Source organism: Streptomyces sp. NPDC057694 (genome assembly GCF_042799415.1).
Classification (GTDB): domain Bacteria; phylum Actinomycetota; class Actinomycetes; order Streptomycetales; family Streptomycetaceae; genus Streptomyces.
The window spans coordinates 30,459-44,414 of the sequence record NZ_JBHVIX010000021.1 but is presented as its reverse complement, the minus strand read 5'-3'; the positions used below and the strand labels follow the sequence as shown (position 1 = coordinate 44,414).

The window sequence follows — 13,956 nt, the reverse complement described above, 5'->3', positions numbered from 1 at the left end:
GGAGATGCAATTTCCATGACAGACGCACTGAAGCGCCTCTCCGAGGAGGGCGTCGCGATCTGGCTGGACGACCTGTCGCGCAAGCGGATCACGTCCGGCAACCTCGCCGAACTGATCGACCAGCAGCACGTCGTGGGCGTCACCACCAACCCGTCGATCTTCCAGAAGGCGATCTCGGAGGGCGACGGTTACGACCGCCAGCTCGCCGACCTCGCGGCCCGCAAGGTGACCGTCGAGGAAGCGATCCGCATGATCACGACGGCGGACGTCCGCGACGCCGCCGACATCCTGCGCCCGGTCTTCGACTCGACGGGCGGCCAGGACGGCCGGGTCTCCATCGAGGTCGACCCGCGCCTCGCGCACAACACCAAGGCCACGGTCGCCGAGGCCAAGCAGCTGGCGTGGCTCGTGGACCGTCCGAACACGCTCATCAAGATCCCCGCGACGAAGGCCGGCCTGCCGGCCATCACCGAGGTCATCGGCAAGGGCATCAGCGTCAACGTCACGCTGATCTTCTCGCTCGACCGCTACCGCGAGGTCATGGACGCGTACCTGGCCGGTCTGGAGAAGGCCAAGGCCGCCGGCCTGGACCTGTCCAAGATCCACTCGGTCGCTTCCTTCTTCGTGTCCCGCGTGGACACCGAGATCGACAAGCGGATCGACGCCCTGGGCACGGACGACGCGAAGGCCGCGCGCGGCAAGGCGGGTCTGGCCAACGCGCGTCTTGCGTACGAGGCGTTCGAAGAGGTCTTCAGTGGCGACCGCTGGGCCGCGCTCGACAAGGCGCAGGCCAACAAGCAGCGTCCGCTGTGGGCCTCGACCGGCGTGAAGGACAAGGCGTACAAGGACACCCTGTACGTCGACGACCTGGTCGCCCCGGGCACGGTGAACACCATGCCGGAGGCCACGCTGGAGGCCGCGGCCGACCACGGTCAGATCTCCGGTAACACCATCGTGGGCACGTACGACACGTCCCGTCAGGAGATCGAGGCCGTCGAGAAGCTCGGCATCTCGTACGACGAGGTCGTGCAGCTCCTCGAGGACGAGGGCGTCGAGAAGTTCGAGGCGGCCTGGAACGACCTGCTCAAGTCGACCGAGGCGGAGCTCAAGCGCCTCGCCCCTTCGGAGGGCTGATCCCTTGACCGCACACGGAGCGAACCACAATCCGCTCCGTGACGCCGCAGACCGACGGCTCCCGCGCATCGCGGGACCGTCGGGTCTGGTGATCTTCGGCGTTACGGGTGATTTGTCACGTAAAAAGCTAATGCCTGCCGTTTATGACCTTGCCAACCGGGGTCTGCTCCCCCCGGGCTTCTCGCTGATCGGGTTCGCCCGCCGCGAGTGGCAGGACGAGGACTTCGCGCAGGAAGTGCACGACGCGGTCAAGCAGCACGCCCGTACGCCGTTCCGCGAAGAGGTCTGGCAGCAGCTCATCCAGGGCATGCGTTTCGTCCAGGGCAACTTCGACGACGACGACGCCTTCGAGAACCTCAAGGCGACGATCAACGACCTCGACAAGTCGCAGGGCACGGGCGGGAACTTCGCGTTCTACCTCTCCGTGCCGCCCAAGTTCTTCCCGCAGGTGGTACAGCAGCTCAAGAAGCACGGGCTCGCGGACGCGCCCGAGGGCTCGTGGCGGCGCGCCGTCATCGAGAAGCCCTTCGGTCACGACCTCGCGTCCGCCCAGGAGCTGAACGCGATCGTGCACGAGGTCTTCGACCCGGACCAGGTGTTCCGGATCGACCACTACCTCGGCAAGGAGACCGTCCAGAACATCCTGGCACTGCGCTTCGCCAACCAGATGTTCGAGCCGATCTGGAACCGGTCGTACGTGGACCACGTGCAGATCACCATGGCCGAGGACATCGGCATCGGTGGTCGCGCGGGTTACTACGACGGCATCGGCGCCGCCCGCGACGTCATCCAGAACCACCTGCTCCAGCTGATGGCGCTCACCGCCATGGAGGAGCCCGCCTCCTTCGACGCGGACGCGCTCGTCGCCGAGAAGGCCAAGGTGCTCGGCGCCGTGCGACTGCCCAAGGACCTGGGCCGGGACACGGTACGCGGCCAGTACGCGGCCGGGTGGCAGGGCGGCGAGAAGGCCGTCGGCTATCTCCAGGAAGACGGCATCGACGCCAAGTCGAAGACCGACACCTACGCCGCCGTGAAGCTGGAGGTGGACAACCGGCGCTGGGCGGGCGTGCCCTTCTACCTGCGCACCGGGAAGCGGCTCGGCCGCCGCGTCACCGAGATCGCCGTCGTCTTCCAGCGCGCCCCGCACTCCCCCTTCGACCACACGGCGACGGAGGAGCTGGGCCAGAACGCGATCGTGATCCGCGTCCAGCCGGACGAGGGCATCACGGTCCGCTTCGGCTCCAAGGTGCCGGGCACGTCGATGGAGATCCGGGACGTCTCGATGGACTTCGCCTACGGCGAGTCCTTCACCGAGTCCAGCCCGGAGGCGTACGAGCGGCTCATCCTGGACGTCCTGCTGGGCGATTCGAACCTCTTCCCGCGCACGGAGGAGGTCGAGCTGTCCTGGAACATCCTCGACCCGATCGAGCAGTACTGGGACACGCACGGCAAGCCCGCGCAGTACCCGTCCGGCACGTGGGGGCCCGCCGAGGCGGACGAAATGCTCGCACGAGACGGACGGAGCTGGCGGCGCCCATGAAGATCGACCTTACGGACACCACCTCCAGCAAGATCAACAAGGCGCTGGTGCAGGGCCGTCGTGCCATCGGCACCCCGGCCGTCGGCATGGTGCTCACCCTCGTCATCGTCACCGACGAGGAGAATGCCTACGACGCCCTGAAGGCGGCCAACGAGGCCTCGCGCGAGCACCCTTCGCGCACCCTCGTGGTCATCAAGCGCGTCTCCCGCTCCCCGCGCGACCGCACGAAGTCGCGGCTCGACGCCGAGGTGCGGGTCGGCGCGGAGGCGGGCACCGGCGAGACCGTGATGCTCCGGCTGTACGGCGAGGTCGTGAACCACGCCCAGTCGGTCGTCCTTCCGCTGCTCCTCCCCGACGCCCCGACGGTGGTCTGGTGGCCCGTGGACGCCCCTCTGGACCCCGCGAACGACCCGCTGGGCGCCCTGGCCCAGCGGCGCGTGACGGACACGTACGCGGCCGAACAGCCGGTCCACGAGCTGGAGGCCCGTGCGGCGTCCTACTCGCCCGGCGACACCGACCTGTCCTGGACCCGGATCACGCCGTGGCGCTCCATGCTCGCGGCGGCCCTTGACCAGGTCACGACCGACGTCACGTCGGTGGAGGTCGAGGGCGAGGAGTTCAACCCGAGCTGCGAGCTGCTGGCCATGTGGCTCGCGGACCGGCTGGACGTGCCCGTCAAGCGGACGCTCTCGGCGGGCCCCGGCCTGACCGGCGTACGGCTCGACTCCACGCACGGCCCGATCGTCCTCGACCGGGCCGACGGCACGCTGGCCACGCTCTCCATCCAGGGGCAGCCGGACCGCGCGGTCGCGCTCAAGCGGCGTGAGACGTCCGAGCTGATCGCGGAGGAGCTGCGCCGGCTGGACCCGGACGACACGTATGCGGCCGCCCTGCGGTTCGGCGTGGACCGGCTCGGCGAACCGGCGGACCAGCGGACGGTTCCCATGGAGTCCGCGCAGGCCGAGGAGAAGTCCGAGGCGGAGTCGCGGCCCGCGCCCGTCAAGAAGGCCGCCGTGAAGAAGGCTCCCGCCACTCCCGCCAAGAAGACAGCGGCCAAGAAGACAGCAGCGAAAAAGGCCCCTGCCAAGAAGGCTCCGGCCAAGAAGGCGGCAAGCAAGTGAGTGCAGCACCCCAACTGGTCGTCCATCGCGACAAGGAGCTGATGGCGCAGGCTGCCGCGGCCCGGCTGATCACCAAGATCGTCGACGCCCAGGCCGCCCGCGGCACCGCCTCCGTCGTCCTGACGGGCGGGCGCAACGGCAACGGCCTGCTGGCCGCGCTGAGTTCGTCCCCGGCCAGGGACGCGATCGACTGGGGCCGCCTCGACCTGTGGTGGGGCGACGAGCGGTTCCTGCCGGAGGGCGACCCCGAGCGCAACTACACGCAGGCCAAGGAGGCGTTGCTCGACGTCGTTCCGCTCGACCCCGCGCGCGTGCACGCCATGCCCGCGTCGGACGGGCCCCACGGGGACGACGCGGACACGGCCGCCGAGGCGTACGCGGCCGAGCTCGCCGCCGCTGCGGGACCCGAGGACCACGGGGACGTCCCCACCTTCGACGTCCTCATGCTCGGCGTCGGCCCGGACACGCACGTCGCGTCGCTCTTCCCCGAGCTGCCGGCGGTCCGCGAGACGGAGCGCACGGTCGTCGGTGTGCACGGCGCCCCGAAGCCCCCGCCCACGCGCGTGTCGCTCACGCTCCCGGCGATCCGGGCCGCGCGCGAGGTGTGGCTCCTCGCGGCGGGCGAGGACAAGGCCGAGGCCGCCGCCATCGCACTGTCGGGCGCGGGTGAGGTGCAGGCCCCGGCGGCGGGCGCCTACGGCCGCTCGCGCACGCTGTGGCTGCTCGACACGGCCGCGGCCTCGCAGCTTCCCCCGGAGCTGTATCCGCCGGCGGTGTCCTGACCGCTGACGCGCTCGGGCCCCGTACGGACGCATGTGAACACATGTGCCTGTACGGGGCCCGAGGCGTTCCGGCAGCAGTCCGCAGAGCCCTCAGAAGCCGCGCGTGCCGGAACAGAGCCTCGCTCAGAAGCCAAGAACCCAAGAACTCAAGAAGCTCAGAGGCTCAGAAGCCGCGCACTTCCCAGCGGCCCTCCAACTGGCCCAGCAACTCGCCCAGCCGCCCGGCAAGTTCAGTGCTCCGTTCCGGGGTGAGACCTGCCAGCAGGGTGCGTTCGAAGGCCAGCTGCGCCGGCACCACGCTGTCGAGGACGTCCCGGCCCGGCTCCGTCAGACGCACATGGGCCACCCGGCGGTCGCGGTCGTCGGTGTGCCGCTCGACGAGTCCGCGTTCGGTGAGCCCGCGCAGCCGCTTGGTGACCGCGGCTCCGGAGGAGAACGTCTCCCGGGCCAGCTCACCGGGGGTGAGGTCACCGCCGGTGCGGCGCAGCGCGCCCAACAGGTCGAACTCGGCGCGGGACAGTTCCGCCTCGCGCAGAGCCGTGCTCTCGGCCTGCTGGAGGAGTGCGGCGCAGCGATTGATCCGGCCGATCAGCTCCATGGGGCCGGTGTCCAGCTCCGGATGGACTGCGCGCCACTGCCGGACCACGGCGGCCATGACGTCGTCGGTCATGCCCGCTCCCCGGCGCCGACGAGCGGCTCGTCGCGCAGCAGTCCCTGCCGTCGTACCGTCGCGGCGAGCGTGCGGTGGGCCTGCTGCTCGGTGCGCAGGAGCTGCTCCTCGGGCAGGGCGCGCTGCCACCATTCGCCGGCGGCGGTGTCGGCGGCGTCCCGCAGCTCCACCAGGCTGGCGGTGAGCCGACGGCGGGCGACGGCCAGATCGGCGTCGGCCCCGGCGGGCGCGGCCAGCGCGCTGTCGGCGCCCGCGGTGGCCCGCTCGGTGGCGACGAGGGCCTGTTCCATCCGGCCGCCGACGCGCCGGTTGGTGATGAGCACGGCCGCGGCCAGGCCGACCACGACACCGGCGAGGGTGTCGAGGACACGGTCGGTGACGAGTTCCGTGACGGGCCCGACATGGGCGAACTCGATGATCAGCAGCGCCATCGGTGTGACCGAGACGGAGCCGAGCCAGTAGTTGCGGCTGATCAGCATCTCGTTGCAGAAGCTGAGGACGATGCACAGGACGGCCAGGACGACGACGCTGGTCCGGGCCAGCGGGACGAGCGCGACGAAGACCAGCACGCCCAGGACGTTGCCGAGCAGCCGTTGGAGCACGCGGTGCCAGGTGAGGGTGACGTTCGCCTGATAGATGGCGGCGGCCGAGACGATCGCCCAGTACGGGTGGCCGACACCGAGGGCGAGGCCCACGTATCCGGCGGCCGCGCAGCCGACGGCGCAGCGCGCTGCAATGGGCAGCCACGCCGATCCGGGCCGCAAAAGAAGAGCGACGAGTCGCTTGCGACCCTGCTCACGGCGCCCCTCGCGCTCGGCTTCGATGCCCAGCAGTTCGTCGCCGGCGCCCGCGGGCAGTTCCGCCTCGGGCAGCGGGCCGCGGCCGCGTACCTGGCGGGCCCAGCCGCGCAGCTGGTCGCCGTCGCCCGCGCGGGGCGTGCCGGCCAGGGCGGTTTCGGCGTGCAGCACGAGGTGTTCCAGGGTGCGCCGGGCCGGGGTGCGCTCACCGGCGGCCAGCAGCGACTGCCAGGCGCCCTGTACGGCCGCGGCGGCCGCGTGCCGGGCGCGGGTGCGCCGGGCGGTGTCGTCGGCGGCGAGATAGGCGGCCGAGGCCTCCAGGGCCCGCGCGGTGGCACGCCGCTCGGGCCCCTCGCGCCGGATCAGGGCCGGGGCCAGTGCGACGAGCGCGCCGAGGATGCCCGCGCCGAAGGTCAGCAGGACGTGGAAGGGAACGTCGTGCGGTTCCTGCGGGGCGAACAAGGTGCCCGACACGACGAAGACGGGGATCACATGGCCGGGCGGGCCGATCCGGGTGGCGTCGCAGACCGCCTTCAGCACACCGGCGAGCACGGCGGCGATCGCGATCAGCGCGACGACGCTGTCGATGAGGGAGGCGCAGATCAGTGCGACCGCCATGCTCGCGGTCATGCCGACGACGACCCAGGCGGTGGCCCGGACGCGCGCACTGTAGGGCAGCTGATGCCCGTAGAGCGCGCAGAACGCACCGGCCATCGCGTACATCGCCAGATCGGTGCGGCCCGCGATCAGCAGCGGCACGAGGACGAGGGCGGCGGCCACGGCGACGCTGGTCGCGGGCTTGAACCAGATGTCGGACGGCCGGTTGATACGGAGTACGCCGGTCAGCGGGAGTCTTCGGACGGGGGGCTGTCTGGTGGCGGACGCGGCGTTACTCATACCAAAAGGTTAGCATGTGTTTTACCCGTAAAAGATTACCGCCGAAGCAGCCCCCGGCCGTAGTCGGCCCCAGTCAGAAATCGCCCCCCATGCGGGCTGCTCCCGCTAGCGCCCCGCGACCTGGTAGTCGGATCCGTCCTTGTCCCGTACGAGGAGGCCGTCGATGACGCAGTAGCGGCGCAGAGCGGCGGTGTCGTCGTGGACGGTGCGCAGTGCCTCGTTGATCTCGCGCTCGCTGTAGGAGCGGTCCGCGTCGAAGAGGGTGTCCGTGAGGTGGACGAGAAGCTGGTGGCGGACGGTGGGGCGCACCGGGATCGCCGTGAGCCGGCCGCCGGCGAAGAATCCCGTGAGGTTGCGCGGCACCCCCGTGGTCGGCTGCTCGGGCGTCCTGGCCCGCCGGAACACCTCGGTCCCGGCGCGCAGCGACCCGCCGGCCTCGCGCTCGACGAGCCCGGCCGCGATCAGCTTGCCCAGATGCTTGCGGGCGACCGGGGAGTCGGCCTCGCGCGGTGGCAGGTCGTCGAGCACGATGCGCGCATACAGCCTGAGCCGTTCAGGGTCGGCGAGCGCTGAGAACAATTGGTCCACGGGGGCCTCCCGGCAGGGTGACGGACGAAAGGGGCAGTCTCGCCCGCCACAGGGCCGCGCGCATCCGATTAACGGCCTCGAAGCTCCCGGTACTTGGCCACGAGCGCCTTGGTCGACTCGTCGAGCCCGGGCACGTCGGCGCCCTCCGTCAGGGCGGGCTCGACGCGCTTGGCGAGCACCTTGCCGAGTTCGACGCCCCACTGGTCGAAGGAGTCGATGTTCCACACGGCGCCCTGGACGAACACCTTGTGCTCGTAGAGGGCGACGAGCTGGCCGAGGACGGAAGGGGTGAGTTTCTTCGCCAGGATCGTCGTCGTCGGGTGGTTGCCCTTGAACGTCTTGTGCGGCACCAGTTCCTCGGCCACGCCCTCGGCACGCACCTCGTCGGGCGTCTTGCCGAAGGCCAGCGCCTGCGTCTGCGCGAAGAAGTTGGCCATCAGCAGATCGTGCTGCGCGACGAGCCCCGGCAGCAGATCGGCGACCGGCTCGGCGAATCCGATGAAGTCCGCCGGGATCAGCTTCGTGCCCTGGTGGATCAACTGGTAGTACGCGTGCTGCCCGTTCGTCCCCGGCGTGCCCCACACCACCGGGCCGGTCTGCCAGGCCACCTCTTCGCCGTCGCGCTGCACGTACTTGCCGTTCGACTCCATGTCGAGCTGCTGCAAGTAGGCGGTGAATTTCGACAGGTAGTGACTGTAGGGCAGAACGGCGTGCGACTGGGCGTCGTGGAAGTTGCCGTACCAGATTCCCAACAGGCCCATCAGCAGCGGCACATTGGACTCGGCGGGCGCGGTGCGGAAGTGCTCGTCGACGAGGTGGAACCCGTCGAGCATCTCGCGGAACGCGTCGGGGCCGATCGCGATCATCAGCGAGAGCCCGATCGCGGAGTCGTACGAGTACCGTCCGCCGACCCAGTCCCAGAACTCGAACATGTTCGCGGTGTCGATGCCGAACTCGGAGACCTTCTCGGCGTTCGTCGACAGCGCCACGAAGTGCTTGGCGACGGCTTTCTGATCGGCCCTCAGCTCGGTGAGCAGCCAATCGCGGGCGGACGTCGCGTTGGTGATCGTCTCGATCGTCGTGAACGTCTTGGAGGCGATGATGAACAGCGTCTCCGCCGCGTCCAAGTCCCGTACGGCCTCGTGGAGATCGGCCCCGTCGACGTTCGACACGAAGCGGACCGTGAGGTCCCGGTCGGTGAAGGAGCGCAGCACCTCGTACGCCATGGCGGGTCCGAGGTCGGAGCCACCGATACCGATGTTGACGACGTTCTTGATGCGCTTTCCGGTGTGACCGGTCCACTCGCCGCCGCGCACCCGGTCCGCGAACGCGCTCATCTTGTCGAGGACGACGTGCACGGCGGGTACGACGTTCTCCCCGTCGACCTCCACCACGGCGTCGCGCGGGGCCCGCAGCGCGGTGTGCAGCACGGCACGGTCCTCGGTCGTGTTGATCTTGTCGCCGCGGAACATGGCGTCGCGCAGCGCGAAGACGCCGGTCGCCTCGGCCAGTTCACGCAGCAGCCGCAGCGTCTCGTCCGTGACGAGGTGCTTGGAGTAGTCGACATGCAGATCGCCGACGCGCAGCACGTAGCCGGAGCCGCGCGCGGGATCGGCAGCGAACACCTCCCGGAGCTGTACGTCGCCCAACTGTTCCCGGTGCTTGGCGAGCGCCTGCCACTCGGGCTTCCGGGTCAGCACTGCCTGCTTGTCGGACGCGTTCATCTCGACCTTCAGCCTTCTCTCGTACGCGCGTACGGGCGATGCCCCACTGCTGCCACCCAACCTAGTTGATCAGGGTGAATCGGGCCTTTCGGCACAACAAAGCCCGGGCGCGCGAAAAGCCGTGCACGGAAGCGGGCCGGGCACCGTCCCTGGTGCCCGGCCCGGCCGGTGGATCAGATCTCGCCCCGCAGTTTCGCGAGCGCCTCGGCGAGGATGGCCTCACCGTCGGCGTCGCTGCGGCGCTCCCGTACATACGCGAGGTGCGTCTTGTACGGCTCGGTGCGCGGGGGGTCCGGCGGATTGTCCCGGTCCTGCCCGGCCGGGAATCCGCAGCGCGGACAGTCCCAGGTCTCCGGCACCTGCGCGTCGGAGGCGAAGCTCGGCTGCGTCTGGTGCCCGTTCGAACACCAGAAGGAGATGGCGAGGCGCGGCGCGGACTCGCCACGCTCGGCCTCGCCCATCGGCCCCGCCCCGACCCGACTTCCTCGGATCGCGTTGCCACTTGCCACGGTCGTAACTCCCTGCGTGATGGTGCCGCGAAGCGTGTCGGCGTCTCGCTTCGCCGCGGAGCGCCTCAGTCTACGTATGGCCCAACGCGCGTCCAGTGATTGGAGTTACATCCCTCCACCTAGACGCAAGCCCCATGATAGGCCGCGCAGTTGAGCGCGTACCTTACATGGGGCCTTACGTGAAAATACGTGACCTGTGTGCAGTTGTGACGAGTCGCTGCGAAGGTCAGTTGTTGATCTTCATAAGAATGCCGAGCACGACGATGCAGGCGAACCAGAGCAGACCGATCACGACGGTGATCCGGTCCAGGTTGCGCTCGGCGACCGAGGAACCACCGACAGAGGACTGCATGCCGCCACCGAACATGTCGGAGAGGCCGCCGCCCTTTCCCTTGTGCATGAGCACCAGGAGCATCAGCAGCAGGCTGAAGACGATCAGGGCGATCGAGAACCCCATAACCACGGCTGGACCAACTTCCTCGGACTTGACTCGGACTTAATCGGACGGCCAGGGCCGAGCAGCGCACCGCTCGGCCCCCGCAAGAGTACGACGTATCGCCGTCAGCGCATACTCACTGATCGGCTGGCAGGTCGGCCGACTTCCCGGCCTGCCGCGAGGCCTGCCGTGCGGCCTACTGCTCGCCGAAGCGGACGATCTTGACGAACTCGTCGGCGTCCAGCGCGGCGCCGCCGACCAGGGCGCCGTCGATGTCGGCCTGGCCCATGATCTCCTTGACGTTGCCCGACTTGACCGAGCCGCCGTACTGGATGCGGATCTTCTCGGCGACGTCGTCGGAGTACAGCTCGGCGAGCTTGGCGCGGATGGCCTTGCAGACCTCCTGCGCGTCGTCGGCGCCGCACACCTTGCCGGTACCGATGGCCCACACGGGCTCGTAGGCGACGACGATCGTCTCGGCCTGCTCGGCCGGGAGGTCCTTGAGGCCGCCCTCGACCTGGGCGAGCGTGTGGGAGACGTGGTTGCCCGCTTCGCGGACGTCCAGCTCCTCACCGACGCACAGGATCGGCGTGATGCCGTGCTTGTAGGCGGCCTTCACCTTGGCGTTGACGATCTCGTCGGTCTCGTTGTGGTACTGCCGGCGCTCGGAGTGGCCGATCGCGACGTACGTGCACTTGAGCTTGGCGAGCATCAGGCCCGAGATCTCACCGGTGTAGGCACCGGAGTCGTGCGCCGAGACGTCCTGGGCGCCGTACTTGATCTTGAGCTTGTCGCCGTCGACCAGCGTCTGGACGGAGCGCAGGTCGGTGAAGGGCGGCAGGACGGCGACCTCGACGGCTTCGTAGTCCTTGTCCGCGAGGGCGAAGGCGAGCTTCTGGACGTGGGCGATGGCCTCGAGGTGGTTGAGGTTCATCTTCCAGTTGCCCGCCATGATCGGCGTGCGGGTGCTCATAAAGGTCAGTCCTCCAGTGCGGCGAGACCGGGCAACGTCTTGCCCTCGAGGTATTCGAGGGAGGCGCCGCCGCCGGTCGAGATGTGGCCGAATGCCTTCTCGTCGAAGCCCAGCGTACGGACCGCGGCGGCGGAGTCTCCGCCGCCCACCACGGTGAATCCCGGGGAGTCGATGAGGGCCTGGGCGAGCTTCCTGGTGCCCTCGGCGTAGTCGGGGTGCTCGAAGACGCCCATCGGGCCGTTCCAGAAGACGGTCTGCGCGTCGGCGAGCTTCGAGGCGTACAGCTTGGCGGTCTCCGGGCCGTTGTCCAGGCCCATCTGGTCGGCCGGGATGGCGTCCGCGGCGACGGTGGAGGGGTTGGCCGGGGCCTTGGCCTTGACGTCGGGGAACTGGGTCGACACCAGGACGTCCACCGGCAGCACGATCTCCACGCCGCTCTTCTCGGCGCGCTCCAGGTACTCGGTCACCGCCGGGATCTGGTCCTCCTGTACGAGCGAGACACCGATCTCGTAGCCCTTGGCCTTGAGGAACGTGTACGCCATACCGCCACCGATGAGGAGACGGTCGGCCTTGCCGAGCAGCTCGTCGATGACGGCCAGCTTGTCGGAGACCTTGGCGCCGCCGAGCGCGACCACGTAGGGGCGCTTGACGTCGTCGGTGAGCTTCTTCAGGACGCCGACCTCGGTGGCGATGAGGAAGCCGGCGTAGTGCGGGAGCCTCTTCGGCAGGTCGAACACCGAAGCGTGCTTGCGGTGCACCGCGCCGAAACCGTCGCCCACGTAGATGTCGGCGAGGGCGGCGAGCTGGTCGGCGAACTCGCCGCGCTCGGTGTCGTCCTTGCTCGTCTCCCCGGCGTTGAAGCGCAGGTTCTCGATGACGGCGACCTGGCCCGGCTCCAGGCCGTTCACCGCGTCGTGCGCGGCGGGGCCGACCGTGTCCTGGGCGAACGCGACCGGCTTGCCGAGCAGCTCGGCGAGGCGCTCGGCCGCGGGCAGCAGGGAGAACTGCGGGTCCGGGGCGCCCTTGGGGCGGCCCAGGTGGGAGGCGACGACGACCTTGGCGCCCGCTCCGGCCAGGGCCTCGACGGTCGGCAGGACGGCGCGGATGCGGCCGTCGTCGGTGATGAGGCCGTCGGCCAGCGGCACATTGAGGTCGGCGCGGACGAACACCCGCTTGCCGTCGACCCCTTCGGCGAGAAGTTCCTCAATGGTCTTCATGAGTGGGCTCCTTCAGAGGACTGGTCGTACGAGGCTGGGAGGCTGACGTGCGAAGGGCCCGGACTGTCGCGCGGCGCCGCGCGGGTCCGGACCCTTCGCTCACATCTGAGTGCCTTGCTGCTCCAGAACCTTAGAGGTTCAGAGCTGGCCGCCGACGAAGACCGTGAGGTCGACGAGGCGGTTGGAGTAGCCCCACTCGTTGTCGTACCAGCCGAGGATCTTCACCGTCTTGCCCTCCTGGACCATCGTCAGGGAGGAGTCGAAAGTGCAGGACGCCGGGTCGCTCACGATGTCCGAGGACACGATCGGGTCCTCGGTGTAGTACAGGTAACCCTTGAGGTCGCCGTCGTCGGCGGCCTTCTTGAACGCGGCGTTGACCTCGTCCTTGGTGACCTCACGCTGCAGTTCGACGACCAGGTCGGTGGCGGAACCGGTCGGGACCGGCACGCGCATCGCGATGCCGTCGAGCTTGCCCTTGAGCTGCGGCAGGACCAGGGCGGTGGCCTTGGCGGCACCCGTCGTGGTCGGAATGATGTTCTCGGCGGCGGCGCGGGCGCGGCGCAGGTCCGAGTGCGGGAAGTCCAGGATGCGCTGGTCGTTCGTGTACGCGTGGACCGTCGTCATCAGGCCCTTGACGATGCCGAAGTTCTCGTCGAGAACCTTGGCCATCGGCGCCACACAGTTGGTGGTGCAGGACGCGTTCGAGATGACGTGGTGGTTCGCCGCGTCGTACTTGTCCTGGTTGACGCCCATCACGATGGTGATGTCCTCGTCCTTGGCCGGAGCCGAGATGAGGACCTTCTTGGCGCCACCCGCGATGTGCTTCTCGGCGTCGGCCTTCTTGGTGAAGATGCCGGTCGACTCGATGACGATGTCGACACCCAGCTGACCCCAGGGGATGTCGGCGGGGTTGCGCTCGGACAGCACCTTGATGGTGTGGCCGTCGACCGTGATGGTGTCCTCGGTGTGCGACACCTCGGCCTTGAGACGGCCCAGGATGGTGTCGTACTTAAGAAGGTGTGCGGTGGTCGCGGTGTCACCCAGGTCGTTGACAGCCACGATCTCGATATCCGCGCCCTGCTCCAGCAGTGCGCGGAAGTAGTTACGACCGATGCGGCCAAAGCCGTTGATGCCTACGCGGATCGTCACGAACCGATCTCCTCGTTGGTACGCCGGATTCGACGCCGGCGAGATGTATTGGGATGTCCCCGACCGCCTCCGACCCTACCTCCCATAAAGGCTTTGGGTGACATCGAGCGTCCGTACGCAGCGCACATCGACCTGTACTCGCCGGTAACGTCGTGGCGGGGGCTTATTTCGTGGGTATTTCCGCGCCGATCCGGCTGATCAGTCGCTAATTGAGCGCGGGGTCTTTCTGATGAGCGCAATGGGATCAGGGGTGCGGAGGTGCAGGGCCGTCCGGGTGGCACGGCCCGCCCGCGGGCCGATCGACGCCGGTGAACGCACGATGAACAGTGGCGGTGAACAGGGGCGGTGAACAGTGGGGTGCGCCGGAAGTTCACTTTCCGGATTTCGGCGGCCGCACCGATGACCGCATAAATGCGCGC

13 protein-coding genes are annotated in these 13,956 nt (G+C 69.0%); 4 read left to right on the top strand and 9 right to left on the bottom strand.

Going from position 1 to position 13,956, the window contains the following annotated elements; genetic code table 11:
• Positions 1-15: 15 nt before the first annotated feature.
• Genes tal through pgl form a run of 4 tightly spaced genes read left to right on the top strand, consistent with a single transcriptional unit; the run spans position 16 to position 4,577 of the window.
• A complete protein-coding gene (tal, locus tag ACFVDP_RS33020) occupies positions 16-1,134 on the top strand; it encodes a transaldolase (RefSeq protein WP_383497822.1) in 1,119 nt (372 codons plus the stop codon).
• Between the two features lie 4 nt (positions 1,135-1,138).
• Positions 1,139-2,674 carry a glucose-6-phosphate dehydrogenase gene (zwf, locus tag ACFVDP_RS33015; RefSeq protein WP_351443546.1) on the top strand — a complete coding sequence of 512 codons (1,536 nt, stop codon included), beginning with the start codon at positions 1,139-1,141 and terminating at the stop codon, positions 2,672-2,674.
• Positions 2,671-3,795, top strand: a complete 1,125-nt coding sequence (gene opcA, locus ACFVDP_RS33010; RefSeq protein WP_383497820.1) for a glucose-6-phosphate dehydrogenase assembly protein OpcA — start codon at positions 2,671-2,673, stop codon at positions 3,793-3,795. Before zwf ends, opcA begins: the two co-directional genes overlap by 4 nt.
• Positions 3,792-4,577, top strand: coding sequence for a 6-phosphogluconolactonase (pgl, locus tag ACFVDP_RS33005; RefSeq protein WP_383497818.1), 786 nt, complete (start codon positions 3,792-3,794; stop codon positions 4,575-4,577). The genes opcA and pgl overlap by 4 nt, the downstream gene beginning before the upstream one ends.
• 163 nt (positions 4,578-4,740) lie before the next feature.
• Here the strand turns inward: pgl and ACFVDP_RS33000 are convergent, their stop codons facing one another.
• From ACFVDP_RS33000 to gap, 9 genes are all read right to left on the bottom strand, one after another.
• The gene (locus ACFVDP_RS33000; RefSeq protein ID WP_383497816.1) at positions 4,741-5,247 is read right to left on the bottom strand and encodes a MarR family winged helix-turn-helix transcriptional regulator; all 507 of its coding nucleotides are present in this window, start codon (positions 5,245-5,247) and stop codon (positions 4,741-4,743) included.
• Positions 5,244-6,941: an FUSC family protein gene (locus tag ACFVDP_RS32995; protein ID WP_383497814.1), complete on the bottom strand. Its 1,698-nt coding sequence runs from the start codon at positions 6,939-6,941 to the stop codon at positions 5,244-5,246. The genes ACFVDP_RS33000 and ACFVDP_RS32995 overlap by 4 nt, the downstream gene beginning before the upstream one ends.
• Positions 6,942-7,046: 105 nt before the next feature.
• The gene (locus ACFVDP_RS32990) at positions 7,047-7,304 is read right to left on the bottom strand and encodes a DUF2087 domain-containing protein (protein WP_383498010.1); all 258 of its coding nucleotides are present in this window, start codon (positions 7,302-7,304) and stop codon (positions 7,047-7,049) included.
• A gap of 293 nt (positions 7,305-7,597) precedes the next feature.
• Positions 7,598-9,253 (bottom strand): glucose-6-phosphate isomerase, encoded by a 1,656-nt coding sequence (gene pgi, locus ACFVDP_RS32985; protein ID WP_383497812.1) that lies wholly within the window; start codon positions 9,251-9,253, stop codon positions 7,598-7,600.
• A 173-nt stretch (positions 9,254-9,426) separates the two neighbouring features.
• The gene (locus tag ACFVDP_RS32980) at positions 9,427-9,762 is read right to left on the bottom strand and encodes an RNA polymerase-binding protein RbpA (protein ID WP_111666920.1); all 336 of its coding nucleotides are present in this window, start codon (positions 9,760-9,762) and stop codon (positions 9,427-9,429) included.
• Positions 9,763-9,988: 226 nt separating this feature from the next.
• A complete protein-coding gene (gene secG / locus ACFVDP_RS32975) occupies positions 9,989-10,219 on the bottom strand; it encodes a preprotein translocase subunit SecG (RefSeq protein ID WP_111666919.1) in 231 nt (76 codons plus the stop codon).
• Between the two features lie 175 nt (positions 10,220-10,394).
• Positions 10,395-11,171, bottom strand: a complete 777-nt coding sequence (gene tpiA / locus ACFVDP_RS32970) for a triose-phosphate isomerase (RefSeq protein WP_383497809.1) — start codon at positions 11,169-11,171, stop codon at positions 10,395-10,397.
• 5 nt (positions 11,172-11,176) lie between these two features.
• Positions 11,177-12,388 (bottom strand): phosphoglycerate kinase, encoded by a 1,212-nt coding sequence (locus ACFVDP_RS32965; protein WP_383497808.1) that lies wholly within the window; start codon positions 12,386-12,388, stop codon positions 11,177-11,179.
• 138 nt (positions 12,389-12,526) lie between these two features.
• Entirely contained in the window at positions 12,527-13,537 is a 1,011-nt protein-coding gene (gene gap, locus ACFVDP_RS32960; protein WP_383497806.1) for a type I glyceraldehyde-3-phosphate dehydrogenase, read from the bottom strand.
• Positions 13,538-13,956: the final 419 nt, after the last annotated feature.